This is a genomic window from Pantoea sp. X-Soil-TKNS-1280, from assembly GCF_059730475.1.
Genome location: NZ_AP035962.1, coordinates 1,210,871 through 1,236,230, shown reverse-complemented (window position 1 = coordinate 1,236,230; position 25,360 = coordinate 1,210,871). Strand labels below are relative to the sequence as shown.

At 54.5% G+C, this 25,360-nt stretch carries 27 protein-coding genes; 18 read left to right on the top strand and 9 right to left on the bottom strand.

The window, feature by feature from the left end; translation table 11 throughout:
• Positions 1-288: 288 nt before the first annotated feature.
• The 4 genes from AC6I8X_RS05725 to AC6I8X_RS05710 all read left to right on the top strand — a co-directional run bounded on the left by AC6I8X_RS05725 (position 289) and on the right by AC6I8X_RS05710 (position 3,492).
• Positions 289-1,182, top strand: coding sequence for an amino acid ABC transporter substrate-binding protein (locus tag AC6I8X_RS05725; protein ID WP_084873443.1), 894 nt, complete (start codon positions 289-291; stop codon positions 1,180-1,182).
• Between the two features lie 166 nt (positions 1,183-1,348).
• Positions 1,349-2,089, top strand: coding sequence for an amino acid ABC transporter permease (locus AC6I8X_RS05720; protein WP_299454885.1), 741 nt, complete (start codon positions 1,349-1,351; stop codon positions 2,087-2,089).
• On the top strand, positions 2,089-2,766 hold the full coding sequence (gene gltK, locus AC6I8X_RS05715) for a glutamate/aspartate ABC transporter permease GltK (protein ID WP_084873437.1): 678 nt from the start codon (positions 2,089-2,091) through the stop codon (positions 2,764-2,766). The genes AC6I8X_RS05720 and gltK overlap by 1 nt, the downstream gene beginning before the upstream one ends.
• Positions 2,767-3,492, top strand: coding sequence for an amino acid ABC transporter ATP-binding protein (locus AC6I8X_RS05710; RefSeq protein WP_084873434.1), 726 nt, complete (start codon positions 2,767-2,769; stop codon positions 3,490-3,492). It begins immediately after the preceding gene.
• Between the two features lie 50 nt (positions 3,493-3,542).
• On the opposite strand, the gene AC6I8X_RS05705 is transcribed toward AC6I8X_RS05710, so the two are convergent.
• Complete coding sequence (locus tag AC6I8X_RS05705) at positions 3,543-4,025, bottom strand: zinc ribbon-containing protein (protein WP_299454891.1); 483 nt, start codon at positions 4,023-4,025, stop codon at positions 3,543-3,545.
• 214 nt (positions 4,026-4,239) lie between these two features.
• On the opposite strand from AC6I8X_RS05705, the gene leuS reads away from it, so the two are divergent.
• The 13 genes from leuS (at position 4,240) to lipA (ending at position 17,915) form a co-directional block, all read left to right on the top strand.
• On the top strand, positions 4,240-6,822 hold the full coding sequence (leuS, locus tag AC6I8X_RS05700) for a leucine--tRNA ligase (protein ID WP_313683954.1): 2,583 nt from the start codon (positions 4,240-4,242) through the stop codon (positions 6,820-6,822).
• A gap of 14 nt (positions 6,823-6,836) precedes the next feature.
• Complete coding sequence (gene lptE / locus AC6I8X_RS05695) at positions 6,837-7,436, top strand: LPS assembly lipoprotein LptE (RefSeq protein WP_313683956.1); 600 nt, start codon at positions 6,837-6,839, stop codon at positions 7,434-7,436.
• Positions 7,433-8,464: a DNA polymerase III subunit delta gene (holA, locus tag AC6I8X_RS05690; RefSeq protein WP_313683958.1), complete on the top strand. Its 1,032-nt coding sequence runs from the start codon at positions 7,433-7,435 to the stop codon at positions 8,462-8,464. Before lptE ends, holA begins: the two co-directional genes overlap by 4 nt.
• A complete protein-coding gene (gene nadD / locus AC6I8X_RS05685) occupies positions 8,457-9,101 on the top strand; it encodes a nicotinate-nucleotide adenylyltransferase (protein WP_313683960.1) in 645 nt (214 codons plus the stop codon). Before holA ends, nadD begins: the two co-directional genes overlap by 8 nt.
• Before the next feature lie 161 nt (positions 9,102-9,262).
• Positions 9,263-9,580, top strand: a complete 318-nt coding sequence (gene rsfS, locus AC6I8X_RS05680; protein ID WP_084873416.1) for a ribosome silencing factor — start codon at positions 9,263-9,265, stop codon at positions 9,578-9,580.
• A gap of 3 nt (positions 9,581-9,583) precedes the next feature.
• Positions 9,584-10,054 carry a 23S rRNA (pseudouridine(1915)-N(3))-methyltransferase RlmH gene (gene rlmH, locus AC6I8X_RS05675; RefSeq protein WP_084873413.1) on the top strand — a complete coding sequence of 157 codons (471 nt, stop codon included), beginning with the start codon at positions 9,584-9,586 and terminating at the stop codon, positions 10,052-10,054.
• A gap of 34 nt (positions 10,055-10,088) precedes the next feature.
• Complete coding sequence (gene mrdA, locus AC6I8X_RS05670; RefSeq protein WP_497840708.1) at positions 10,089-11,993, top strand: peptidoglycan DD-transpeptidase MrdA; 1,905 nt, start codon at positions 10,089-10,091, stop codon at positions 11,991-11,993.
• A gap of 8 nt (positions 11,994-12,001) precedes the next feature.
• The gene (gene mrdB, locus AC6I8X_RS05665) at positions 12,002-13,114 is read left to right on the top strand and encodes a peptidoglycan glycosyltransferase MrdB (RefSeq protein WP_313683988.1); all 1,113 of its coding nucleotides are present in this window, start codon (positions 12,002-12,004) and stop codon (positions 13,112-13,114) included.
• 10 nt (positions 13,115-13,124) lie between these two features.
• Positions 13,125-14,228, top strand: coding sequence for an endolytic peptidoglycan transglycosylase RlpA (gene rlpA / locus AC6I8X_RS05660; RefSeq protein ID WP_313683966.1), 1,104 nt, complete (start codon positions 13,125-13,127; stop codon positions 14,226-14,228).
• A 130-nt stretch (positions 14,229-14,358) separates the two neighbouring features.
• Entirely contained in the window at positions 14,359-15,570 is a 1,212-nt protein-coding gene (dacA, locus tag AC6I8X_RS05655; protein WP_084873402.1) for a D-alanyl-D-alanine carboxypeptidase DacA, read from the top strand.
• Positions 15,571-15,789: 219 nt separating this feature from the next.
• Positions 15,790-16,053 carry a DUF493 family protein YbeD gene (gene ybeD / locus AC6I8X_RS05650; protein ID WP_299454913.1) on the top strand — a complete coding sequence of 88 codons (264 nt, stop codon included), beginning with the start codon at positions 15,790-15,792 and terminating at the stop codon, positions 16,051-16,053.
• A gap of 69 nt (positions 16,054-16,122) precedes the next feature.
• Positions 16,123-16,776, top strand: coding sequence for a lipoyl(octanoyl) transferase LipB (gene lipB, locus AC6I8X_RS05645; RefSeq protein WP_313683969.1), 654 nt, complete (start codon positions 16,123-16,125; stop codon positions 16,774-16,776).
• 173 nt (positions 16,777-16,949) lie between these two features.
• Entirely contained in the window at positions 16,950-17,915 is a 966-nt protein-coding gene (gene lipA, locus AC6I8X_RS05640; protein ID WP_310615897.1) for a lipoyl synthase, read from the top strand.
• 147 nt (positions 17,916-18,062) lie between these two features.
• On the opposite strand, the gene tatE is transcribed toward lipA, so the two are convergent.
• The 6 genes from tatE to AC6I8X_RS05610 all read right to left on the bottom strand — a co-directional run bounded on the left by tatE (position 18,063) and on the right by AC6I8X_RS05610 (position 22,762).
• Positions 18,063-18,266 carry a twin-arginine translocase subunit TatE gene (gene tatE / locus AC6I8X_RS05635; protein ID WP_084873392.1) on the bottom strand — a complete coding sequence of 68 codons (204 nt, stop codon included), beginning with the start codon at positions 18,264-18,266 and terminating at the stop codon, positions 18,063-18,065.
• A gap of 108 nt (positions 18,267-18,374) precedes the next feature.
• The gene (locus AC6I8X_RS05630; RefSeq protein ID WP_084873389.1) at positions 18,375-19,145 is read right to left on the bottom strand and encodes an amino acid ABC transporter ATP-binding protein; all 771 of its coding nucleotides are present in this window, start codon (positions 19,143-19,145) and stop codon (positions 18,375-18,377) included.
• Complete coding sequence (locus AC6I8X_RS05625) at positions 19,142-20,101, bottom strand: amino acid ABC transporter permease (RefSeq protein WP_313683979.1); 960 nt, start codon at positions 20,099-20,101, stop codon at positions 19,142-19,144. Before AC6I8X_RS05625 ends, AC6I8X_RS05630 begins: the two co-directional genes overlap by 4 nt.
• Positions 20,098-20,985: an ABC transporter substrate-binding protein gene (locus AC6I8X_RS05620; protein WP_313683981.1), complete on the bottom strand. Its 888-nt coding sequence runs from the start codon at positions 20,983-20,985 to the stop codon at positions 20,098-20,100. The genes AC6I8X_RS05625 and AC6I8X_RS05620 overlap by 4 nt, the downstream gene beginning before the upstream one ends.
• Positions 20,986-21,005: 20 nt before the next feature.
• Complete coding sequence (locus AC6I8X_RS05615; protein ID WP_299455008.1) at positions 21,006-21,800, bottom strand: deaminated glutathione amidase; 795 nt, start codon at positions 21,798-21,800, stop codon at positions 21,006-21,008.
• A 2-nt stretch (positions 21,801-21,802) separates the two neighbouring features.
• Positions 21,803-22,762, bottom strand: a complete 960-nt coding sequence (locus AC6I8X_RS05610) for an ABC transporter substrate-binding protein (RefSeq protein ID WP_416412973.1) — start codon at positions 22,760-22,762, stop codon at positions 21,803-21,805.
• Between the two features lie 137 nt (positions 22,763-22,899).
• On the opposite strand from AC6I8X_RS05610, the gene AC6I8X_RS05605 reads away from it, so the two are divergent.
• Positions 22,900-24,255, top strand: a complete 1,356-nt coding sequence (locus AC6I8X_RS05605) for an aminotransferase-like domain-containing protein (protein WP_416412974.1) — start codon at positions 22,900-22,902, stop codon at positions 24,253-24,255.
• On the opposite strand, the gene AC6I8X_RS05600 is transcribed toward AC6I8X_RS05605, so the two are convergent.
• Together AC6I8X_RS05600 and cspE are read right to left on the bottom strand one after the other, a co-directional pair.
• Positions 24,239-24,664, bottom strand: a complete 426-nt coding sequence (locus AC6I8X_RS05600; RefSeq protein WP_299454929.1) for a GNAT family N-acetyltransferase — start codon at positions 24,662-24,664, stop codon at positions 24,239-24,241. The genes AC6I8X_RS05605 and AC6I8X_RS05600 overlap by 17 nt on opposite strands.
• 347 nt (positions 24,665-25,011) lie before the next feature.
• Entirely contained in the window at positions 25,012-25,221 is a 210-nt protein-coding gene (cspE, locus tag AC6I8X_RS05595; RefSeq protein WP_034829024.1) for a transcription antiterminator/RNA stability regulator CspE, read from the bottom strand.
• Positions 25,222-25,360: the final 139 nt, after the last annotated feature.

The window sequence follows — 25,360 nt, the reverse complement described above, 5'->3', positions numbered from 1 at the left end:
TTTCGTAAACATCAGCTTTTGTCAGCACAGTGCAAAGGGTTACGCACCATAAAAAAGCGCTAATGCGCACTGTTTTTGCGCAGAGGGGAAATTTTGCCTCTTATTGGTGCGGCGCGGCTCGCAAAAAAGAAACTTGTCTGTTTCATTGTGTTAACAATTCGCTATGTTAATCCTGAACTGCGCGCCATTGTGTGCGGGGATAACCAGAAAAGCAGCAGGAAATACACACAACATCACAAATATGCGTAGTAAATGTGCTGCGCGATATCCATACGAAGGAGTTGGAACATGCAGATGCGCAAAGTGGCACTATCTCTTCTGCTGTTAGGTGCAGCAGTGGGAACGGCCCAGGCGGAAGATCTCGCTGGCACCCTGAAAAAGATTAACGACAGCGGCGTGATTGTCGTTGGGCACCGTGAATCATCAGTTCCCTTTTCTTATTACGATAATCAGCAAAAAGTTGTGGGCTATTCACAGGACTACTCCAATGCGATTGTTGCTGCGATTAAAGCCAAACTGAACAAACCTGATCTGCAGGTAAAAATGCTGCCGATCACCTCGCAAAACCGTATTCCGTTGCTGCAAAACGGCACATACGACTTTGAGTGTGGTTCTACCACCAATAACCTGGAGCGTCAGCAACAGGCGGCTTTCTCTGACACCATCTTTGTCATCGGCACCCGTCTGATGGTGAAAAAAGGCGGCCCAATCCATGATTTTCCCGATCTGAAAGGCAAAACCGTGGTTGTTACTTCAGGTACCACCTCTGAAGTTCTGCTGCATAAGCTGAATGACGAGAAAAAAATGGATATGCGCATCATCAGCGCCAAGGACCACGGTGATTCCTTCCGTACTCTGGAAACCGGTCGTGCTGTTGCCTTTATGATGGATGACGCGCTGCTGGCGGGCGAACGAGCCAAAGCGAAGAAACCAGGTGACTGGGAAATCCTTGGCACGCCGCAATCCAAAGAAGCCTACGGCTGTATGATGCGTAAAGAAGACCCGCAGTTCAAAACGCTGGTTGACGACACCATTGTAAAAGCCCAGACCTCAGGTGAAGCCGCTAAATGGTTTGATACCTGGTTTAAACAGCCGATCCCGCCGAAAAATCTGAACATGAACTTTGAACTGTCAGACGATATGAAAGCGCTGTTCAAATCACCGAACGATAAAGCACTCTAACTAACAACGACAACAAGGGCAGCCTCGTTGCCCTCTCGATTGCTGAAAACGCGGTGCGGACAGACAGACTCTCTCAGGTCGTTCCCCTGTAAAGAGTAAACAAGACACCGTTCATCAATCTTCTGGGTAGCTGTAGCTCAGCTACCCTTTTTTTACCGGAGCTATTATGGGTATCGACTGGAACTGGGGCATCTTTTTACAACAGGCCCCGTTCGGCAATACGACCTATCTCGGCTGGCTGTGGTCCGGTTTTCAGGTGACTATTGCCGTCTCCTGCTGCGCCTGGATTATCGCTTTCTTCGTAGGTTCCTTCTTTGGCATTCTGCGTACCGTGCCTAATCGCTGGCTTGCCACCCTCGGCACCTGCTACGTGGAATTATTTCGTAATATCCCGCTGATTGTGCAGTTCTTCTTCTGGTATCTGGTCGCACCGGAACTGGTGGGGCAGAGCCTCGGTATGTGGTTTAAATCGGAGCTGGATCCCAACATCCAATTCTTCTCTTCGTCGGTGATTTGCCTTGGGCTATTCACCGGCGCACGCGTGTCTGAACAGGTACGTGCCGCAATTCAGTCATTGCCGCGCGGGCAGAAAAATGCCGGTCTGGCGATGGGCCTGACCCTGCCGCAAACGTACCGCTATGTGTTGTTGCCGAACGCCTATCGCGTGATTGTGCCGCCGATGACGTCGGAGATGCTTAACCTGGTGAAAAACTCGGCCATCGCCTCCACCATTGGCCTGGTGGATATGGCTGCACAGGCCGGTAAGCTGCTGGATTACTCGGCACATGCCTATGAATCTTTCACCGCCATCACCCTGGCCTACATTGGTATCAACGTGGTGATCATGCTGCTCATGAGTCTGGTAGAACGTAAAGTGCGTCTGCCCGGCAATGTGGGAGGGAAATAATGTACGATTTTGACTGGAGCTCAATTCCTCCCAGCCTGCCCTTCCTGCTGGAAGGTATGGTGATTACGCTCAAAATTACCGTCACTGCCGTGGTATTTGGCATCATCTGGGGCACCATTCTGGCGGTAATGCGCCTGTCCTCCTTCGCCCCCATCCGCTGGTTTGCCAAACTGTACGTAAACCTGTTCCGTTCAGTACCGCTGGTTATGGTGCTGTTGTGGTTCTACCTGGTGGTACCAAGTTTTCTGCAACAGGTGCTGGGATTGTCGCCGAAAACCGATATCCGTCTGATCTCGGCGATGGTGGCTTTTTCGCTGTTTGAAGCTGCGTACTATTCGGAGATTATCCGCGCCGGCATCATCAGTATCGCGCGCGGTCAGTCCAACGCCGCGCTGGCACTGGGTATGACCCACTGGCAATCGATGCAACTGGTGATCCTGCCGCAGGCGTTTCGTGCCATGGTGCCGCTGTTGCTCACCCAGGGGATTGTCCTGTTTCAGGATACCTCGCTGGTTTATGTCCTCAGCCTGGCTGATTTCTTCCGTACCGCTTCAACCATTGGTGAGCGTGACGGTACCCAGGTCGAAATGGTTTTGTTTGCGGGCCTGGTTTACTTTGTCATCAGCCTGAGCGCCTCGCTGTTGGTTAGCTATCTGAAAAGAAAAAGGACGGTTTAAATGATTAGCCTGAAAAATGTTTCTAAGTGGTACGGGCACTTTCAGGTGCTGACCGATTGCTCCACCGAAGTCAAAACCGGTGAAGTGGTGGTGGTGTGCGGTCCGTCGGGTTCCGGTAAATCAACGCTGATCAAAACGGTAAATGGCCTGGAGCCGATTCAGCAGGGCAGCATTCAGGTTACGGGCATCGAAGTTAACGACAAAAAAACCAACCTCGCACAGTTACGCAGCAAGGTCGGGATGGTGTTCCAGCATTTTGAACTGTTCCCGCATCTGAGCATCGTTGACAACCTGACCCTGGCGCAGGTGAAAGTGCTGAAGCGTGACAAGAAGCTGGCGCGGGAAAAAGGCCTGAAACTGCTGGCGCGCGTTGGCTTATCTGCCCATGCGGATAAATTCCCTGGCCAGCTCTCTGGTGGTCAGCAGCAGCGTGTGGCGATTGCCCGTGCGCTGTGCATGGACCCGGTGGCGATGCTGTTCGATGAACCGACCTCCGCGCTTGACCCGGAAATGATCAACGAAGTGCTGGATGTGATGGTGGAACTGGCACAGGAAGGGATGACCATGATGGTGGTGACCCATGAAATGGGCTTTGCACGCAAAGTGGCTAACCGCGTGATCTTTATGGATGAAGGCAAAATTGTTGAAGACACCAATAAGGATGACTTCTTTAACAATCCGCAGTCGGATCGTGCCAAAGACTTCCTCGCGAAGATCTTGCACTAAATCGCGCCGCTACACGGAATGCATCGGGCAGCAACGCTGCCCGATGTTTTTTAGGGTTCAAACGGCTGGCGCTGGAAATGATCGTGCCCACATTCCGGGCAACGGGTTAGGGTTTCCGGGGTATAAATAGCGCGGGTAAACTGACATTTCTCGCATACCAGGTTTCCCAGCCCCACTACCTCGCCGCTTTGATAGACACCGTGATGGCGCAGATCCTGAAACACCTCGCGCCACTCCAGCTGGCTCTTGTCGGTGATATCCGCCAACTCCTTCCAGATACTCTCGCGAATCACCCGCATAAACACCGAATCGCCCAGCACGCTGGAAGACTCTTCATAGCTAAGGGCAAATTCCTGCAAATCTCGCCTGACGGCATGTAACACTTCATCAACCTGATCCGGCGTTAAATCCTGCTGCGCCAGTAGCCGCAGACGCGCACTGGCGACCAGCGCATCAATATCACGTTCACCGCGTTCCAGCCGCTGGGTTAATGCCGCTACCGTTGCACGATATACCTGCGCCACGTTATTCATTTTGTTCTCCTTTCTGCTGCGAATGCTCTGAATAAGTTTAGTCACTTGCGAGTCAGGTCGCGGGGGAAATCGCAAAAGGGTGAATACGGCGGCGCATTCGGCAGAAATCGCCCAGGCAAAGGCGTGAAGTGTTGTTGAGGGGCTACCTTATGGGTATGCTATGCGGATCTAAAAGTACGCTAAGTGCGATATTCATTAAGGACCACAGGCAGCCATGCAAGAGCAATACCGCCCGGAAGAGATAGAATCCCGCGTCCAGCAGCACTGGGACGAAAATGAAACCTTTAAAGTGACCGAGCAGGAAGGCAAAGAGAAATACTACTGCCTCTCTATGCTACCCTATCCTTCCGGCCGCCTGCACATGGGCCATGTGCGTAACTACACCATCGGTGATGTAATTGCCCGCTACCAACGTATGCTGGGCAAAAACGTGCTGCAGCCAATCGGCTGGGATGCGTTTGGTCTGCCTGCTGAAGGCGCGGCGGTAAAAAACAATACTGCCCCGGCCCCCTGGACTTATGACAATATCCAGTACATGAAAAACCAGCTCAAACTGCTGGGTTTTGGCTATGACTGGAGCCGTGAACTGGCGACCTGCCAGCCTGAATACTATCGCTGGGAACAGTGGTTCTTCACCAAACTGTATGAAAAAGGTCTGGTTTACAAAAAGACCTCAGCGGTTAACTGGTGCCCAAATGATCTGACTGTACTGGCGAACGAGCAGGTTATCGACGGCTGCTGCTGGCGTTGCGACACCAAAGTTGAGCGCAAAGAGATCCCGCAGTGGTTTGTCAAAATCACCGATTATGCAGAAGAACTGCTGAACGACCTCGACAAGCTGGAAGACTGGCCTGAGCAGGTTAAAACCATGCAGCGCAACTGGATTGGTCGCTCAGAAGGGGTGGAAATCACCTTTGACGTGGCCTTCAGCGCAGAAAAAGTCACGGTCTACACCACCCGTCCGGATACCTTCCTGGGTGCCACCTATGTCGCCGTCGCCGCAGGTCACCCGCTGGCACAGCAGGCCGCAGCGACCAACCCGGCGCTGTCTGACTTCATCGATGAATGCCGCAATACCAAAGTGGCTGAAGCTGATATGGCGACGATGGAGAAAAAAGGCATGGCCACCGGCCTGCATGTTATCCATCCGCTGACCGGCGAAGAGCTCCCGGTATGGGTTGCCAACTTTGTACTGATGGAATACGGCACCGGTGCGGTGATGGCTGTTCCGGGCCATGACCAGCGCGACTGGGAATTTGCCACTAAATACTCGTTGCCGATCAAACCGGTAATCCTGAACCTTGATGGCACCGAGCCAGACATCAGCGCCGCAGCGATGACCGAAAAAGGCTCGCTGTTCAACTCCGGCGACTACAACGGCCTCAGCCACGAAGCAGGCTTTAACGCCATCGCTGACGCGCTGGCCGCCAAAGGCGTCGGCGTGCGTAAAGTGAACTACCGTCTGCGCGACTGGGGTGTCTCCCGTCAGCGTTACTGGGGCGCACCGATCCCAATGGTGACGCTGGAAGATGGCACCGTGATGCCAACGCCGGAGGATCAACTGCCGGTGATCCTGCCAGAAGACGTGGTGATGGATGGTATTACCAGCCCGATTAAAGCTGACCCGGAGTGGGCAAAAACCACCGTAAACGGCCAGCCTGCGCTGCGTGAAACCGATACCTTTGACACCTTTATGGAGTCATCCTGGTACTACGCGCGCTATACCTGCGCTAACTATAATGAAGGCATGCTGGATCCGGCTGCAGCAAACTATTGGTTGCCAGTCGATCAGTATGTGGGTGGTATAGAACACGCCATCATGCACCTGATGTATTTCCGCTTCTATCATAAGCTGCTGCGTGATGCGGGCCTGGTAAACTCTGATGAGCCAGCCAAACGTCTGCTGTGTCAGGGCATGGTATTGGCGGATGCCTTCTACTACGTCGGCGCTAACGGCGAGCGTAACTGGGTGTCTCCGGTTGACGTGAGCGTAGAGCGTGACGAAAAAGGTCGTATCGTCAAAGCGATCGACAATCAGGGCCGTGAAGTGGTTTACGCGGGCATGAGCAAAATGTCGAAGTCGAAAAACAACGGCATCGACCCGCAGTTGATGGTAGAACGTTACGGTGCTGATACTGTTCGTCTGTTCATGATGTTTGCTTCCCCGGCGGAAATGACGCTGGAGTGGCAGGAATCAGGCGTGGAAGGGGCAAACCGCTTCCTGAAACGTGTGTGGAAACTGGCTTACGAACACGTCGCAAAAGGCGCGACCACCACGCTGGATGTCAACGCGCTGAACGATGATCAGAAAGCACTGCGTCGCGATCTGCACAAAACCATCGCCAAAGTGGCGGATGATATTGGCCGTCGTCAGACCTTCAATACCGCGATTGCCGCGATTATGGAGCTGATGAACAAACTGATCCGCGCCCCGCAGGATAGCGACCAGGATCGTGCACTGCTGCAGGAAGCGCTGATTGCCGTCACCCGTCTGCTGTATCCGTTCACCCCGCACACCTGCTACGTACTGTGGGAAGCACTGGGCGGTGAAGGCAGTATTGATGACGCCAGCTGGCCGCTTGCAGACGAAGCCGCTATGGTTGAAGATTCACTGCTGGTTGTCGTTCAGGTTAATGGCAAAGTGCGCGGCAAAATCACCGTTGCGCCCGATGCCACCCAGGAGCAGGTGCAGGCGCGTGCCGCGCAGGAGCATCTGGTGGCGAAATATCTGGAAGGCGTCACCATTCGTAAAGTGATTTATGTCCCCGGCAAACTGCTTAACCTGGTCGTAGGTTAAGTTCAGGAGGAACTGTGCGACAACTGATAATCAGGCTGTTTGTCCTGCTGGCGGTGATGATCACCGCTGGCTGTGGTTTTCATCCGCGTGGCACCACTCAGGTGCCCGCTGAAATGAAAACGCTGATCGTCTCCACTGGTGACCCTTATGGACCACTGGCGCGTACCGTCCGTCAGCAACTGCGCCTCAATAACGTGCGCATTGTTGATGACACCAAAGAGACGCGCAATAACGTGCCGACGTTACGTCTCGGCGGTGAAGGCTTTGGTCGTGATACTGCCTCCATATTTATCAGCGGCACCACCGCTGAATATTCACTGGTGATGTCAGTGTCGGCTCAGGTACTGCTGCCAGGTAAAGGTATCTACCCGATCAGCACCACCGTGTATCGTTCTTTCTTCGACAACCCGAACGCCGCACTGGCGAAGGATGCCGAGCAGGACAAGATCATGCAGGAGATGCGTCAGCGTGCCGCCGAACAGCTGGTACGTAAGCTGCTGACAGTGCATGCGGCACAGGAAAGCAACAAAGATACCCTGCCGCAGCCTGAGACGATCTTACCCGGAGAAAGCTCACCGGAAGCACCTTCCTCGTCAGCTACCAGTCTGCAATGATCAGGATCTATCCTGAACAACTCAGCGCGCAACTCCGTGAGGGGCTGCGCGCCTGTTATTTTCTGACCGGTAATGAACCGCTGCTGATTCAGGAAAGCGCTGACGCCATTCGCACCGCGTCAACGGCTCAGGGCTTCGAAGAACATTTCAGTGTCACTCTGGATGCACAAACCAGCTGGGATGACCTGTTTGCCAGCTGCCAGTCGCTCAGCCTGTTTACCCAACGGCAGACACTGACGCTGCAATTCCCGGAAAATGGCCCGAACGCCGCTATGGCCGAGCAACTGGTCAAACTTGCCAGCCTGCTGCACAGCGATATCCTGCTGGTGCTGCGCATGGCGAAGCTGACCAAAGCGCAGGAAAACAGCGCCTGGTTTAAAGCGCTGAGTGCGCAGGCCGTGCTGGTGCCGTGCCAGACCCCCGAACAGGCCCAATTGCCACGCTGGGTGGCAAATCGCGCCAAAGCCATGAAGCTGAGCGTCGATGATGCCGCAATCCAGCTGCTTTGCTACTGTTATGAAGGCAACCTGCTGGCGCTGGCTCAGGCGCTGGAGCGCCTCTCGTTGTTATGGCCGGATGGCAAACTCACCCTGCCACGGGTCGAAGAAGCGGTAAATGATGCCGCCCACTTTACGCCGTTCCACTGGGTTGATGCCCTGCTGGCGGGCAAAAGTAAGCGCGCCCTGCATATCCTGCATCAGCTGGAGAAGGAAGACAGCGAAGTGGTGATCCTGCTGCGCAGCCTGCAACGCGATCTGCTGACGTTACTGCATCTGCAACGCCATCAGGCCCGACAACCGCTGCGCACGCTGATGGATCAACAACGTATCTGGCAGAACCGCCGGGCGCTGTTTATGGAAGCATTACAACGACTGGATGCCCGTCGTTTACAGCGCGCGGTGCATCTGCTGGCGGAGCTGGAGCTGTCGCTGAAACAGGACTATGGTCAAAACCTGTGGCCGCAGCTGGAGACCCTGTCGCTGCTGCTATGCCACCGTGATTTCCCGATGAGCTTTGCTGATGCCTGAACTTGACGCCCTGTTCGGCGGCACCTTTGATCCCATCCATTATGGACATCTGCATCCGGTCGAAGCACTGGCCCAGCAGATCGGCCTGAAAAAAGTCACGCTGCTGCCGAACAATGTGCCGCCACATCGCCCGCAACCCCAGGCCAGTGCGCAACAGCGCGTCGCCATGTTGCACTGCGCCATTGCTGACCGCCCGTTGTTTGATATCGATACGCGCGAGCTGGAGCGGGAAACGCCATCGTGGACGGTGGCTACGCTGGAAGCATTGCGTGCACAACGTGGTGATCAGCAGCCCCTGGGGTTTATCATCGGCCAGGATTCTCTGCTAACGTTAGCCAAATGGCACCGCTGGCAGGATTTGTTGTCGCTGTGTCATTTGCTGGTGTGCAAACGCCCGGGTTATCCGGCGCAAATGGACACCCCTGAGATGCAGCAGTGGCTGGATCAGCATCTCGCGCGCGATGTGCAACAACTGCATCGCCTTCCGGCTGGCCTTATCTGGCTGGCCGATACGCCGCTTTTCGATATTTCAGCCACTGAGATCCGCAAGCGCCGCTTACAGGGCGAGTCCTGCGCGGATTTACTGCCCGCAGCGGTCATCGACTATATCGATCGCGCCGGCCTATACCTTAAATAATTCGGCTTGCAGGCTTGCTGACAGTTAACGCTCCTGCAATTTGATGTATAACGGGTATATATCGCGACCAATCGCGGCATGCTATACTGCGCCGCTTCATTTTTGGCTGCGTTTCCAGGGCATTCAGCCTGCCCGTAATCACCTGATTTAAGGGGAACCTTTTGCAAGGTAAAGCACTCCAAGAGTTCGTTATTGATAAGATTGATGATCTCAAAGGCCAGGATATCGTCGCGCTTGACGTTCAGGGCAAATCCAGCATCACCGATTGCATGATTATCTGCACCGGCACCTCAACCCGTCATGTGACCTCCATTGCTGACCATGTAATGCAGGAGTCACGCGCTGCTGGCCTGAAGCCATTAGGCGTTGAAGGCAAAGCGGCAGCCGACTGGGTGGTCGTCGATCTTGGTGACGTGATTGTGCACGTCATGCAGGAAGACAGCCGTCAGCTGTATGAGCTGGAAAAGCTCTGGAGCTAAGCGGTGAAATTGCAGCTTGTGGCCGTCGGCACCAAAATGCCGGATTGGGTTCAGACCGGTTTCACCGAGTATCTGCGCCGCTTCCCTAAAGATATGCCGCTGGAACTGACCGAAGTGCCAGCAGGCAAACGCGGCAAAAATGCTGACATCAAACGCATTCTTGAAAAAGAAGGTGAAGCGATGCTGGCGGCCGTGGGCAAAGGTAACCGCATTGTGACGCTGGATATTCCCGGGCAACCGTGGGAAACCCCGCAGCTGGCACAGCAGCTGGAGCGCTGGAAGCAGGATGGCCGCGATGTCAGCCTGTTGATCGGCGGGCCTGAAGGCCTGTCGCCTGCCTGTAAGGCGGCGGCAGAGCAAAGCTGGTCACTGTCGGCCCTGACGCTGCCACATCCGCTGGTGCGTGTGCTGGTGGCCGAGAGCCTGTACCGTGCCTGGAGCATCACCGCCAATCATCCTTATCACCGTGAATAAACGCCAGGCCAACCCCGGACATTAAACGCAGCGGATGAAATTACAAAGCAACGCTTTTCGCGATTACACTGCCGAACAAAAGCTGTTTGTCCGTCGGGCTTTGGTGGCCTTTTTCGGCATCCTGCTGCTTTCCGGTATTCTGGTGGTCAACCTGTACCACCTGCAAATTCTGCGTTTTGCTGATTACAGCACCCGCTCCAATGACAACCGCATCAAGCTGGTGCCGGTGGCACCGAGCCGCGGTATCATTTTTGATCGCAACGGCGTGCCGCTGGCGCTGAACCGCACCATTTATCAGGCCGAGCTGGTGCCGGAAAAAGTCGATGACCTGAAGCAAACGCTACAGGACCTGCGCCCGATCCTCGATCTCACCGATGACGATTTGGACGCGTTCGAGAAAGAACGCAAGCGCTCTCGCCGCTTCACCTCCATTCCGGTTAAAACCGCCCTGAGCGATGTGCAGGTGGCGCGTTTTGCTGTCAATCAGTACCGCTTCCCGGGTGTGGAAGTGAAAGGCTACCAGCGCCGCTACTATCCCTACGGACAAACGCTGACCCATGTGGTGGGCTACGTGTCGAAAATTAACGATCGTGATGTCGCGCGTCTCGATCAGGAAGGTAAATGGCCGAACTATGCGGCAACGCATGACATCGGCAAGCTGGGTATTGAAAACTATTACGAGGATGTGCTGCACGGCACCACCGGTTATGAAGAAGTCGAGGTGAATAACCGTGGCCGGGTGATCCGTCAGTTGCATGAACAATCACCTCAGGCCGGGCGCGATATCTATCTCACCATCGACCTCAAATTGCAGCAGTACATCGAAACGCTGCTGGCGGGCAGCCGGGCAGCAGTGGTAGTGAGCGATCCACGCAGCGGGGAAATCCTCGCGCTGGTTTCCACACCAAGCTATGACCCAAATCTGTTTGTCGATGGTATCTCCAGCAAAGATTACAAAGCGTTGCTCAACGATGAAAATCGTCCACTTTATAATCGCGCCTTGCAGGCCGCCTACCCTCCGGCATCCACAGTGAAACCTTACGTCGCGGTATCAGCGCTCAGCGCCGGGGTGATTAACCGCAACACCAGCCTGTTTGACCCCGGCTGGTGGCAGTTACCGGGTTCTGAAAAGCGTTATCGTGACTGGAAAAAATGGGGACATGGTCGTCTCAACGTCACCAAAGCACTGGAAGAATCCGCCGATACCTTCTTCTATCAGGTTGCTTATGACATGGGGATTGATCGCCTGTCAGAATGGATGACCAAATTTGGCTACGGCCATCGCACCGGCATTGACCTGCCACAGGAAAGCCCCGGCAATATGCCGACGCGTGACTGGAAGCTGAAACGCTTTAAGAAACCCTGGTATCAGGGCGATACCATCCCGGTGGGGATCGGCCAGGGCTACTGGACCGCCACACCGGTGCAGATGAACAAAGCGATGATGATTTTAATAAACGACGGGGTAATAAAAGTGCCGCATCTGTTGCACGCCACCCGTGAAGGCCACACCATGGTGCCGTATCGCCAGCCAGCAGATGAACCGATTGGCGATATCCACTCTGGTTTCTGGGAAATCGCCAAAGACGGGATGTATGGCGTTGCCAACCGCCCTAACGGCACTGCGCATAAGAGCTTTGCCGACGCACCCTATAAAATTGCTGCCAAATCCGGTACGGCCCAGGTATTCGGTCTGAAAGAGAATGAAACCTATAACGCACACAAAATCGCTGAGCGTCTGCGTGACCACAAACTGATGACCGCCTTCGCGCCGTTCGATAAACCGCGTGTCGCGGTCACTATGATTCTGGAGAACGGCGGTGCGGGCCCGGCCGTCGGCTCGGTGATGCGTCAGATTCTCGACCACATTATGTTAGGCGATAACAATACGGTGCTGCCAGAAGCCGCACCGACGCCACCCGGTTACGAAGGTGAATAAGCATGTCCATGAACGATAGTCCGCAGAAAAGAACGATCTGGACGCGCATCCATATTGACCCCCTCTTTATGCTGGTGATCCTCGGCCTGCTGGTCTACAGCGCTTTCGTTATCTGGAGCGCCAGTGGCCAGGATCCCGGTATGATGGAACGTAAAATCGGCCAGATTGTGATGGGTCTGGTGATCATGATCGTGCTGGCGCAGGTGCCACCGCGCGTTTACGAGAGCTGGGCACCCTATCTCTACATCATCTGCGTGATATTACTGATTGCCGTAGATGCCTTCGGCCATATCAGTAAAGGGGCACAGCGCTGGCTGGATTTAGGTATCGTGCGCTTCCAGCCGTCGGAGATCGCTAAAATAGCCGTGCCACTGATGGTGGCGCGCTTTATCAACCGCGATGTGTGTCCGCCAACGCTGAAGAACACCGGCATCGCACTGATCCTGATCTTTGCCCCCACCCTGCTGGTTGCGGCGCAGCCTGACCTGGGGACTTCAATCCTGATCGCTGCATCAGGTTTGTTCGTGCTGTTCCTGTCTGGCATGAGCTGGAAATTGATTGGCGTTGCGGTACTGCTGATTGCGGCGTTTATCCCGGTGCTGTGGTTCTTCCTGATGCACGATTATCAACGCGACCGCGTGATGATGCTGCTGAACCCCGAGAGCGACCCACTGGGTGCCGGTTATCACATCATTCAGTCCAAAATTGCCATCGGCTCAGGTGGCCTGCGTGGTAAGGGCTGGCTGCATGGCACCCAGTCTCAACTGGAGTTTTTGCCTGAACGCCATACTGACTTTATCTTTGCCGTGCTGGCAGAAGAACTGGGACTGGTCGGCGTGCTGCTGCTATTGGTGCTGTATCTGCTGCTGATTATGCGTGGTTTGATTATCGCAGCACGGGCACAAACCACCTTTGGTCGCGTGATGGCGGGAGGTTTGATGCTGATTTTATTCGTTTATGTTTTCGTTAACATTGGCATGGTTAGTGGTATCTTACCGGTGGTCGGCGTACCGCTGCCGCTGGTCAGCTACGGCGGATCGGCATTGATTGTACTAATGGCCGGATTTGGCATCGTCATGTCGATCCATACTCATCGAAAAATGTTATCTAAAAGCGTTTAAGAGGCTGCACATGCGTAAGGACTGGCTTGGGGTTGCTCTGGCATCATTGGTACTGGCTGCCTGTTCCTCTCAGGAACCGCAGAATACCGCCCCACCACAACCGGCTTACAACGGCCCGGTAGTTGAAATCCCGGGAGTGGAACCGCGCTATGAACCGATCAATCCGTCAACCAGCCAGGATTATAGCGTCAACGGTAAAACCTACCGTATCGTGAAAGATCCTTCTAACTTCAGTGAAGTGGGTTTAGCCACCTCCTATGGCACTGAAGCCCAGGGCAATCGTACCGCGATTGGTGAGACCTTCGATCCCAACGCCATGAGCGCAGCTCATCCGACCCTGCCTTTACCCAGCTATGTGCGCGTCACTAACCTGGCGAATGGTCGTCAGATTGTCGTGCGCGTCAATGATCGCGGTCCCTACACACCGGGCCGCATTATCGATTTGTCGAGCGCCGCAGCCGACCGCCTGAATATCTCGAATAATACCCGTGTGCGCGTTGACTATATCAATGTCGCACCGGACGGTACGCTGTCGGGCCCCGGTACCATTGGTACCACGGTCGCCAAACAAAGTTACGCACTGCCAGCACGCCCTGACCTGGGCGGCGGCATGGTGATGATGGGCGGCAGTGCCAGCACCCAAAGCGCCACACCTCCAGCGCAGGATGTCCGTGCGGTGGATAACAGCACGCTGCAAAGCAGCGATGGCATGGGTGCACCGGTGCGCAGCAATGGTTTTCTTGGCGCACCACAACCCTTAGCCAGTGGCGTACTGGAAGGCAGCGAACCGCAGCCTGCCGCCACCGTGGCTGCACCTGCGGCGACTGCTGCGGTCGCAGCCCCGGTAGCCGCAGCTGCAACGCCAGCCAGCCAGAGCGCTGGCGGTTATGTGGTGCAGGTGGGCGCACTTAACGATGCCGCTCGCGCACGCCAGCTGGCAACCAGCCTCGGCAAACGTTTCGGCGTACCGGGTTCGGTTGAGGCCAATGGCAACGTTTATCGCGTGCAGCTGGGTGGCTATAAATCCCGCGCGGAAGCTGCTGCATTGCAGCAGCGCCTTAACAACGAAGCGCAAATGAGTTCATTTATTACCACGTCACATAACGGCATGTGATAATAACCACCAGGCATAGTGCTGCCTGGTGACAACAGTTTTGCAAAGCAAGATGTCGCCCAATCAGGCGTTTGCTTGAGTCAAGGCACTTTTTTTCACTCTCAACCTCACGGATGTTGTAGTCCTGAACATGAATACGCTGAAACCTTCTCGTTTTCTGAAACGCCTGACAGTGGGATCACTGGTCGCCCTTTCCCTCAGCCATGCCGCCCTGGCGGACGATGTTAACCTCAAAACCATGATTCCGGGCGTTCCGGACATTGATGCTGAAGCCTACGTTCTGATCGACTATAACTCGGGCAAGGTGCTGGCGGAAAAGAACGCCGATGCACGTCGCGACCCCGCCAGTCTGACCAAAATGATGACCAGCTACGTCATCGGCCAGGCAGTTAAAGCGGGTAAAATCCATCAGGATGATATTGTCACCGTGGGTAAAGATGCGTGGGCTACCGGTAACCCGGTATTTAAAGGCTCCTCGCTGATGTTCCTCAAACCGGGCGATCGCGTTCCCGTTTCGCAGCTGACGCGCGGTATCGTGCTGCAATCCGGTAACGATGCCTGTGTTGCCATGGCCGATTATGTGGCGGGCAGCCAGGATGCCTTCGTCAACCTGATGAACAATTACGTGCAGGCGTTAGGTCTGAAAAACACCCATTTCCAGACCGTACACGGCCTGGATGCAGACGGCCAGTACAGCTCCGCGCGCGATATGGCGCTGATCGGTCAGGCACTGATTCGTGACGTACCGGATGAATACGCGGTATATCACGAGAAAGAGTTCACCTTTAACAACATCCGCCAGCTGAACCGTAACGGCCTGCTGTGGGATACCAGCCTCAATGTCGATGGTATCAAAACCGGCCATACCGATGCCGCAGGTTACAACCTGGTGGCGTCAGCGACCGAAGGCCAGATGCGTCTGATTTCGGCGGTGATGGGCGGCCATACCTACAAAGGCCGTGAAACTGAGAGCAAAAAACTGCTGACCTGGGGCTTCCGTTTCTTTGAAACCGTGGCACCGCTGAAGGCGGGTAAAGAATTTGCTTCTGAGCCGGTGTGGTTTGGTAACAGCGACCGTGTCCAGCTCGGCGTGGAGAAAGATGCTTATCTGACCATCCCGCGTGGCCGCATGAAAGATCTGAAAGCCAGCTACGTGCTGAACAATACCGAACTGCATGCGCCGCTACAGAAAAACCAGGTAGTGGGCAGCATCAACTTCCAGCTGGATGGCAAAACCATTGAACAGCGTCCGCTGGTGGTGCTGAACGAAGTTCAGGAAGGCGGTTTCATCAGTCGTATCATCGATTACATCAAACTGATGTTCCACCACTGGTTCGGCTAAGGCCGTATGGTTGAAAAACCCGCCATATACCATCATATATTTAATATCCCCTAAATAGTTCAGGGTGCAGGAAGGCGGCAAGCGAGTTCATCCCCGGGAGCTTACAATAGTAAGTGACTGGGGTGAACGAACGTAGCCAACGCACCTGCAGACTGAAATATGACGGGGATTATTGCTCCCGCTCAGGCGGGAGCCTGTTTTTTATGCACCGGAGTCAATATGAAAACCAAACTGAATGAACTGCTCGAATTCCCTACCTCCTTTACCTATAAAGTGATGGGTCTGGCGCAACCGGAGCTGGTTGATCAAGTGGTTGAAGTGGTGCAGCGTCATGCGCCCGGCGACTACAAGCCAGATGTGAAGCCGAGCAGCAAAGGCAATTATCACTCCGTTTCCATCACCATCATGGCCACACACATTGAACAGGTTGAAACCCTGTATGAAGAGTTAGGCAACATCGATATCGTGCGCATGGTGCTGTAATGCTGACGCTGGCAAAGGGATCTTTGCCAGCGTTATACTTTGCCTCTCACTCTTTACCGGATGCCCGTTTTGTCAGCTAATACGCTTCTTGTTCGTCAACTCGGCCAGCGCGACTGGCAGCCGATTTCTGACGCCATGCACCGCTTTACCGATCAACGCGACAGCGACACCCCAGATGAAGTCTGGCTGGTGGAGCATAACCCGGTGTTTACCCAGGGCCAGGCTGGCAAAGCTGAGCATCTGCTGATGCCCGGCGACATTCCCGTGGTGCAAAGCGATCGCGGCGGCCAGGTCACTTACCACGGTCCCGGCCAGCAGGTTATGTATGTGCTGATCGATGTTAAACGCCGTAAGCTTGGTGTGCGCCAACTGGTGACGGCGCTGGAAGAAACCGTGGTTGCTACCCTGGCGGATTACGGTGTCAGCGCCCATGCGCGACCGGATGCCCCAGGTGTGTACGTGGGTGAAGAGAAGATTTGCTCGCTCGGTCTGCGCATCCGCAAAGGGTGTTCGTTTCACGGCCTGGCATTGAATGTGGCGATGGATCTCGCCCCTTTCCTGCGCATCAATCCCTGTGGTTATGCCGGTATGCGCATGACACAGCTGGGGCAGTTCCAGCCAGGTGTCACCACTGCTGATGTCCAGCCGCGCCTGGTGCAGCATTTTGCGCAGTTGACCGGCTTTACTGCCAGCGAGTGGCTAAACGATGAACCCGCGCTCTGATGTCTGTCAGTGCGTATTTACAATTTTGTAACCTGATGACATTCACAGCGGCTGCTTCCCGCGCTGCGAGATGATATAATTTTTGCAATTTTTTCAAATAAAGTTGAAAGCCTGGTTCTCAGTTTGAGTGAGGAAGCTTTCAAATCGCAATCCCGACCGGAACCTGCAGATTTATGAGTAAACCAATTCAGATGGAACGTGGCGTCAAATATCGCGATGCCGACAAAATGGCGCTGATTCCGGTGAAAACCGTGGTCACTGAGCGTGAGGAAATTCTGCGTAAGCCGGAGTGGATGAAGATCAAACTTCCTGCCGACTCCAGCCGTATCCAGGGCATCAAGGCCGCCATGCGCAAAAATGGCCTGCATTCGGTGTGTGAAGAGGCATCCTGCCCGAACCTGGCGGAATGTTTTAACCACGGCACCGCTACCTTTATGATTCTTGGCGCGATCTGTACCCGCCGCTGCCCATTCTGCGATGTGGCACACGGTCGCCCGAACGCCCCTGATGCTAATGAGCCGGTGAAACTGGCCCAAACCATCGCTGATATGGCGCTGCGTTATGTGGTTATCACCTCGGTTGACCGCGATGACCTGCGCGACGGCGGTGCCCAGCACTTTGCCGATTGCATCAGTGCTATCCGCGAAAAAAGCCCGTCGATCAAGATTGAAACCCTGGTACCCGATTTCCGTGGTCGTATGGATCGTGCGCTGGAAATCCTCACCGCGACGCCGCCAGATGTGTTCAACCACAACCTGGAAAACGTACCACGCGTTTACCGTCAGGTACGACCGGGCGCCAATTACGAGTGGTCACTCAAGCTGCTGGAGCGTTTTAAAGAAGCGCATCCGGACGTGCCGACGAAATCCGGCCTGATGGTGGGTCTGGGTGAAACCAATGCGGAAATTGTTGAGGTGATGCGCGATCTGCGTCGTCATGGCGTCACCATGCTGACACTGGGCCAGTATCTGCAACCGAGCCGTCATCATCTGCCGGTGCAGCGTTATGTCAGCCCTGCTGAGTTTGATGAGATGAAAGCTGAAGCAATGGCAATGGGCTTCACCCACGCGGCCTGTGGCCCGTTTGTGCGCTCCTCTTACCATGCCGACATGCAGGCCAAAGGACTGGAAGTGAAGTAAATTTGTAGCGGCGCGATTTATCGCGCGGTTTTTTAAAAGGCGCGCAAAACACATCGCGCGCGATACAAAACAAAAAACCAGACTGGCATCAGTCTGGTTTTTTACAACGTAATAAATTTTTACACTTATTGACGTTAGCCGCAGAGATTACTCTTTGTGGCTGACACGTTCTGCCGGTGCTTCTTCAGCAGTGCTTTTGGTTGCGGTGGATTCATCATCTTTCATGGCTTTTTTGAAGCCTTTGATTGCGGAACCCAGATCGCCACCCAGTGAACGTAACTTGTTGGTGCCAAAAAGCAGAACGATGAGAGCACCGATGATCAGCAGTTTGGCAATACTGATACCTTCCATAATTAACCTTTCAACCTTAGCGAAAAACGGTGACTGATATTTACGCGCAGATCGCTTGCCAGCTCAACTGCAATCTGTAACAGAGTAAGATCGGCCACCTGATAATTTTCAGATAAAACGGCTCAAAAACGCCTGGGTACGCGGGTGCTGCGGATTGCCAATCACCTGCTCCGGACTGCCCTGCTCCACCACCACGCCACCATCCATAAATACCACACGGTCAGCGGCTTCACGGGCAAAACCAATTTCATGGGTGACCACAATCATGGTTAATCCCTGATCCGCCAGCGTGCGCATGGTCGCCAGCACTTCCCCCACCAGCTCAGGATCGAGCGCCGAGGTCGGTTCATCAAACAACATCAGTGATGGCTTAATCGCCAACGCGCGCGCTATCGCTACCCGCTGCTGCTGACCACCGGACAAATGACGTGGCCAGGCATCCGCTTTATCACTCAGCCCGACCGTTGAGAGCAGCTCATGGGCATGTTTTAACGCGTCCTGGCGTGGGAACTTATGCACGCCAATCGGCGCTTCAATGATGTTCTGCAATACCGTCATATGGGGATAGAGGTTGAACTGCTGAAACACCATGCCAATCTTCTGGCGCTGATGGGCAATCCGGCGTGGTGACAGGCGATGCAAAATGCCTTTTTTTAATTCATAACCAATTTGCTCATCACCCACCATGATCGAACCGGCGTTCATATCTTCCAGATGGTTAATACAGCGCAGAAAGGTTGATTTGCCCGAGCCGGACGGCCCGAGGATCACCACCACTTCGCCCGGGAACACATCCAGATCGATACCTTTCAGGACCTCATTATCACCGTAGCTTTTCTGCACATTGCGGGCGCGCACCAGCGGCTGAACATCACTCATACATCCTCCTTCTGCACCAGGGCACGCTGGCTGATATCGTCACTCTGATTGCGGCGTTTGGTGACAACCACCGTGCGTCGGGTACCGCGGGCGTAGTAACGTTCAATAGCCGACTGACCAACGTTGAGAATTGAGGTGATGAGCAGATACCAGATCACCGCTACCATCAGCATGGGAATGATTTCAAAGGTACGGTTATAGACCGCCTGCACCGAATACAGGAGATCGCCCATCGCTATCACACTCACCAGCGAGGTCGCTTTGATCATGCTGATCAACTGATTGCCAGTGGGGGGAATAATGGAACGCATGGCCTGCGGAATGATGATGCGGCGCAGTGCACGCGTGCGGCTCATGCCGAAAGCCTGCGTGGTTTCTACCTGGCCGTTATCGACCGAGAGCAAACCCGCACGAATGATTTCCGCCATATACGCGGCTTCATTCAAAGCCAGACCGGCAATTGCGGCGGTCAATGGCGTGATCAGATCATTGGTATTCCAGCTGGCAAAGGTGATGCCGGTCCAGGGAATGGTGATCGACAACGTCGGGAACAGCGTTGACAGGTTATACCAGAAGATCAATTGCACCAGCAGCGGGGTACCGCGAAAGAACCAGATGTAGAGCGACGAGATGCCACTCAGCAGCTTGTTCTCCGACAGACGCCACACCGCCAGCAGCAGGCCCAGCAGGGTGCCGAGGATCATCGACACCACCGTCAGCCCGAGCGTCACCTGTAATCCTTTCAGCACCGAACCTTCGGTGAACCATTTCAGCACCACCATCCACTCAAAGTTTGGGTTGGTCGCCACCAGCCAGAGGAAGTTGGAGGCGATCACCAGCACCACAATCCATGAGACCCAGCGTCCATAAGTGGGCGCGTTGCGGGCAAAAGCCACGTCGCGCTGCTGCACGTCGGCCTTATCCCTGGCTCGCGAATCGTTGGTGTTTGAACTCATTTTGCCGCCCCTTGCGCCAGATTACGGCCCGGTGCCTGCAACATGTTACCGTCCAGCTTCCACTTCTTCATGATGGCAGCGTAAGTCCCGTTGCTGAACAACTCTTTATACGCATCCAGTACCACGTTACCCAGCTCGGAACCTTTTGGCACCACGGTGCCCTGGAAGATATCACCAAAGCCATTTTTCTGACCTTTGCCAGACAACTCAAGCTGACCATTGGCCTGCTCGACAAAGTACGTCAGCGGTGCCTGTGACGAGAAGAAGGCGTCAGAACGTTTCGAACGCACCGCGAGAATCGAAGAAGGCTGGTCAGTGAAGGACTGCACCACCACCGCAGGTTTACCGGCAGCGACACAGGCATCAGATTGCTTGCGGATCACCTGCTCCGCAGAACCCGCCGCCATCACCGCGATACGCTTGCCGCAGGTATCATCAAGGCCATTAATTTTTGCCGGATTGCCTTTAGGTACGCCAAATACCACGAACTCCTGCACAAAATCGATAAAATCGACTTTCTCCTGACGATCCGGGTAATCACCAATCGGCCCAATCGCCAGCTGATAACGGCCGGAATTAATCCCTGCCAGCACCCCGGACAAGCCGCTGACGGTGGCATGTTCGATTTTCACCCCCAGCAATTGCCCCAGCGCCACCGCCAGATCGGCAGAAGCACCCTCCATCGAGTGCGTGCCATTGACGATCTCATACGGAGGGAAAGAGCCGTTATTCACAGCGATCATTTTGCCAGCGCTTTTGATATCTGCGGGCAGGCGATCGTGCAGCGCCTGGTCAACTTTCTGGCTGGGAATCGCATCAGCCGCCTGAGCGAATGATGCCGACAGGCCCAGAGCCAGCGCGATAGCGAGAGTCATTTTTTTCATTCTTCAATTTCCCAGTGCTGTCAGTGAGTTTTCAGTTCAGGGCGAGCAAAGCGACGGTTCTCAAGGACCGGCAATACGCTACGTGCATAGGCAATACGTTGTGGATCGAGGTCGGCAAATACCAGTGCCGCTGACTCCGGTGCTTTGGCAATCGCTACACCCAGCGGATCGATAACCAGGCTGTTGCCGATGTTGCGCGGACCACATTCTCCCACTGCCACCATATAGCAGGTGTTCTCCAGCGCACGTGCCGTGGTCAATAACTCCCAGTGCATCTCTTTCAGTGGCCCTTTCACCCAGGCCGCAGGCAGCACCAGCACATCGGCACCATCCAGTACCAGACGACGCGCCAGCTCAGGGAAACGGACGTCATAACAGGTCATCAGGCCCACCTTCATTCCCGCCACTTCAACCAGTGGCGGAATGACATGGCCGGGGTTAACACGCTGTGATTCCTGCATGGCAAAGGCGTCATACAGGTGCAATTTTTCGTATTCCGCGATAATTTCGCCATTACGAATGGCGATCAGCACGTTAAGCGCCTTCTGCCCTTCGGTTGGCACGTGCACGCTCATCATGGTGGTCAGCGTGTTACCTTTGCTAGCCGCGAGGATCTGTGTCAGAAACGGGCCATCGAGCGGTTGGGCTGCTTTCAGCACCAGATCCGGATCGGCAATATCACGCGCCAACACGCCTTCCGGCAGCACCAGCAAATCAGCTCCGCCCGCCAGTGCGTTATTCATCAGGCCGATGCAGATATCGGCGTTTTCCTGCCATTCGCGGCTGACCGCAAATTGCCCCATCGCTACTTTCATCATCATTCCCCCTGCGCCACCGCCGGAAAGATCGCTTCCGGCGTCAGCAATGTTTTGGTTAAGCCCTGTTCAAACAACTCGCTGGCAAAATCGGCAATCATCTTTTTGTTAGCGGCAAATCCGTTTTGATTCCAGTCGGCCGGTAATTCCTGCGCGGTACGTCGCAAATCATCCAGCAACCACGGCGTGGTGTCGGCGTATTTCTCGCGTTTCTTCATCCATAACTGGTACGAACGATCGATGATCTCACTCAACGCCTGTGGCAACCACGGATGTTGTTCCGCCAGTGCGGGTTTCAGCGCCAGAATATGAATCCCCGGCACATAACCAACACGATTAAAGTAATCACGCTCGGCACTGGCGAAATCAACTTGTAACTGACGCAGCCCTGATTCCGGCAGAAAGAAACCTTCCGGCATAAACGGGGTGAAAACCGCATCCAGCTCACCGGCTTTCAGTAGCTCGATTAATGGGCGTTCGCCGGGGGCGACTTCAATACGTCCCGGACGGCCAAAGCCCGCGAGACGGTCAACAATCGGGTGCTCCGCTGTCAGGCGGCCCGCAAACCAGTACGCATCATCAATACCAACACCGGCTTCACGCAGCACGGTGCGCGTCCAGGTATTGCCGGAATCCTGCCAGCCCGTGACACCGATTTTTTTTCCTTTCAGCTGCGCCGGGGTGGTAATCGGACTCTCGGCAGTGGTGATGATGCAACGCTGACGAAAGCCACGCATCAGAAAGTGTGGCAGACCAAGCAGCGAGGTGTCGCCTTTCGCACGTGACTGGGCATAACGGCTGAACGACACCTCACCGGCATCGTATTTGTCGCTGCTGCCCAGGTTATCAACCAGCGTGCCGACTCGGTCAATTTCCAGCTGAAATCCTTCCGGCTTGATATCGCCGAGTGCCAGCGGTGTAAAGTAATCCCAGTCACGAACCGCCAGTCTGATGGTTACCATAGTTGTTGTTTCCCCGTTCGTTCCGATTGCAGTCAGGCTGCGTTTAGTTATTCAGCAAATAGTGCTTGAATTTGATACTAAATCGGGAATACTAACCTGAACAATAAATTCTTTGTTACTGAACAAAGGTTTTTCTTATGACGCAAACGGTAGATATTGACTGGTTCAGCGCGCAAATTACCGATGCGTCGGTGAAGGGCATTACGCTTACCGCTTCCACATTGATTCGCGATGGTCAGATTGCAGTGGGTATGCAAATGCCCGCCGTACGCGAGCTGGCAGAGCTATTGGGCGTCAGTCCGGCGACGGTATCGGCAGCCTGGTCGCAGCTGAAAAAACAGAAAGTGCTGGCCGGTAAAGGTCGCAGTGGCGTGTGGGTGTGTGGCAATACGGTGATGCCGCGGCCGATTCGTTTTGAAAAAATCGGCAACTATGGCGATAACATCCAGGCCGATCTGGCAATGGCTTCTCCGGACCCGGCGCTGTTACCCGATTTGCAGCCAGCGATGCTGGCTGGCCTTCAGTCGCCCCAGTTGAATAGCTATCATCGTGAAGCCATTTCACCTCAGTTACTGGCGGCGATTACACCACGCTGGCCCTACCCGGCAGAGGCATGGCTGGCGACCGATGGTGGCTTTGATGCGATGAATTTAATCGTGCAAACGCTGCTGTCTCCTGGCGATCGGGTGGTGCTCGAAGATCCCACCGCAACACGTTTGCTGGATATGCTGGACAATATCGGCGCGGAGATTCTGCCACTGCCCTGCGATGAACAGGGGCCGATTCCCTCCGCTTTAGCCGCACATCTGCACAAATCACCGGCGATGTTTATCTACCAGCCGCGTACCCATTCGACCACCGGACATACCGTGACGCAGCAACGCAGCGCGGAGCTGGCACGCGTATTGGCTAATAGCAAAACGCTGATTGTGGAAGATGATGGGATTGGCGATTTGTCGCGCTGGCCGGTGTGGAGCCTCGGATACCACTTTCCCGAACGCGTGGTGCATGTCCACTCGTTTTCGAAAGCCTACGGACCGGACCTGCGGCTTGCTGTACTTTCCGCCCCCTGTGAACTGGTGAAACGTATTCAGGCATGGCGTAACTTTGGTGTCAGCTGGACCAGCCGAATTTTGCAGGATGCGGTTGCCTGGATGCTGACAGACGCCACCACGCGGCAGCAGGTAGAACAGGCAAAAAACACCTATCGGGAGCGTCGCCAGCAGCTGCTGCATGCCCTGCAAGCTCGTGGGCTGGTGCTGGCCGAACGTGATGGCCTCAGTCTATATATTCCGGTGGCGTCAGAACAATATGCCATGATTACGCTTGCCGCCCGAGGTATCGCCGCCGTGCCGGGTGAACGCTACAGCATCAATGCCGAACAATTCATTCGCGTCAGCACCGCCATGTTGCCATTGCAACAACTTGACAGCATTGCTGACGCACTGGTGATTGCATCTGGTCGGGAAATTAACCTTAGCCCAAATCTTTGATGTGATAACGCGGCGATTCCACATAGCCTTCGCGCGCGTAGAACTGATTCGCTTTGAGGCGTGAGGCATGGCAATGCACTTCCATGCGATCACAACCACGCTCGCGTGCCAGTTGTTCGGCATAGCTGAGCAACTGCTGCCCGCTCCCCTTGCTGCGCTCGCCTTCGGCTATGCAGAAATAGCTGATACGGGCAAAATCGCCCGACAGCGCCAGTTGCGGGATAAAGTGGAGCGACAGAAAACCCAGCACCTGGGTGCCATGCTCGGCCACCAGCAGCACTTCATCGGGATGGTTACAAAGCTGTGTTAATCGTGTCTCAATAAACCTTTCAGTGCCGGCATAACCCAGTTCGGTCAGCAGCGCACTCAGAGCAAAACTGTCTTTCGCCTGTGCCTGACGTATCTTCATCCTGCCTCCTCAGTAATCCGTTTCCTGCTGTTATATAGCGTTGTCAGCTAAAAAGCTGCAAGTAAGGATTGTTATGGGGATGTTACAGAGATTATCTGTGAGAAACGCCGCAGTTTGTGCCCTGTCATGCGTCTGTCATCAGCGCTTAAGGCAGAATTAATATTGCCTTGTCATGCTGGCCTGAACGCCACAGGAGACAACGCAATGAAGAGTATGATCCCACGTACCCTGGATGAAATGCTGGCCTTATCCATCAGCACCTTCGCCCTGATCGCCTGGGCCATCATTTGGTGGCAGGCATAAAAAAACCCGCCATAAGGCGGGTTTTTAGAATTCTGCGTGTTAACTTACAGAGCGATAACGTTAGCAGCAGATGGGCCTTTAGCGCCGTCAGTGATTTCAAACTCTACACGCTGACCTTCAGCCAGAGTTTTGAAGCCATTGCTCATGATTGCAGAGAAGTGTACGAATACATCTTTGCTGCCATCTTCAGGAGTAATGAAACCGAATCCTTTAGATTCATTAAACCACTTAACGTTACCTTTGATCTTGGACATCTATATTACCTTTACATGAAAAATGGACACTAAACTGTGTCGGCGTCTAGTACAGCAATTGCGGTGACATTTGTCCAGTGCGAATTGATGAAAAAGTGATAAATATCGTGTTTTTCGCCAACCTTCACACTTTCCATCC

Coding starts and splice junctions, on each gene's coding strand:
- holA (WP_313683958.1), top strand. CDS start 7,433: ATGATCAGGATCTATCCTGAACAACTCAGCGCGCAACTCCGTGAGGGG.
- AC6I8X_RS05725 (WP_084873443.1), top strand. CDS start 289: ATGCAGATGCGCAAAGTGGCACTATCTCTTCTGCTGTTAGGTGCAGCA.
- lipA (WP_310615897.1), top strand. CDS start 16,950: ATGAGTAAACCAATTCAGATGGAACGTGGCGTCAAATATCGCGATGCC.
- dacA (WP_084873402.1), top strand. CDS start 14,359: ATGAATACGCTGAAACCTTCTCGTTTTCTGAAACGCCTGACAGTGGGA.
- AC6I8X_RS05720 (WP_299454885.1), top strand. CDS start 1,349: ATGGGTATCGACTGGAACTGGGGCATCTTTTTACAACAGGCCCCGTTC.
- leuS (WP_313683954.1), top strand. CDS start 4,240: ATGCAAGAGCAATACCGCCCGGAAGAGATAGAATCCCGCGTCCAGCAG.
- AC6I8X_RS05600 (WP_299454929.1), bottom strand. CDS start 24,664: ATGAAGATACGTCAGGCACAGGCGAAAGACAGTTTTGCTCTGAGTGCG.
- mrdB (WP_313683988.1), top strand. CDS start 12,002: ATGAACGATAGTCCGCAGAAAAGAACGATCTGGACGCGCATCCATATT.
- AC6I8X_RS05630 (WP_084873389.1), bottom strand. CDS start 19,145: ATGAGTGATGTTCAGCCGCTGGTGCGCGCCCGCAATGTGCAGAAAAGC.
- mrdA (WP_497840708.1), top strand. CDS start 10,089: ATGAAATTACAAAGCAACGCTTTTCGCGATTACACTGCCGAACAAAAG.
- AC6I8X_RS05615 (WP_299455008.1), bottom strand. CDS start 21,800: ATGAAAGTAGCGATGGGGCAATTTGCGGTCAGCCGCGAATGGCAGGAA.
- rlpA (WP_313683966.1), top strand. CDS start 13,125: ATGCGTAAGGACTGGCTTGGGGTTGCTCTGGCATCATTGGTACTGGCT.
- AC6I8X_RS05610 (WP_416412973.1), bottom strand. CDS start 22,762: ATGGTAACCATCAGACTGGCGGTTCGTGACTGGGATTACTTTACACCG.
- tatE (WP_084873392.1), bottom strand. CDS start 18,266: ATGGAAGGTATCAGTATTGCCAAACTGCTGATCATCGGTGCTCTCATC.
- nadD (WP_313683960.1), top strand. CDS start 8,457: ATGCCTGAACTTGACGCCCTGTTCGGCGGCACCTTTGATCCCATCCAT.
- gltK (WP_084873437.1), top strand. CDS start 2,089: ATGTACGATTTTGACTGGAGCTCAATTCCTCCCAGCCTGCCCTTCCTG.
- AC6I8X_RS05605 (WP_416412974.1), top strand. CDS start 22,900: ATGACGCAAACGGTAGATATTGACTGGTTCAGCGCGCAAATTACCGAT.
- cspE (WP_034829024.1), bottom strand. CDS start 25,221: ATGTCCAAGATCAAAGGTAACGTTAAGTGGTTTAATGAATCTAAAGGA.
- AC6I8X_RS05705 (WP_299454891.1), bottom strand. CDS start 4,025: ATGAATAACGTGGCGCAGGTATATCGTGCAACGGTAGCGGCATTAACC.
- AC6I8X_RS05620 (WP_313683981.1), bottom strand. CDS start 20,985: ATGAAAAAAATGACTCTCGCTATCGCGCTGGCTCTGGGCCTGTCGGCA.
- AC6I8X_RS05625 (WP_313683979.1), bottom strand. CDS start 20,101: ATGAGTTCAAACACCAACGATTCGCGAGCCAGGGATAAGGCCGACGTG.
- AC6I8X_RS05710 (WP_084873434.1), top strand. CDS start 2,767: ATGATTAGCCTGAAAAATGTTTCTAAGTGGTACGGGCACTTTCAGGTG.
- ybeD (WP_299454913.1), top strand. CDS start 15,790: ATGAAAACCAAACTGAATGAACTGCTCGAATTCCCTACCTCCTTTACC.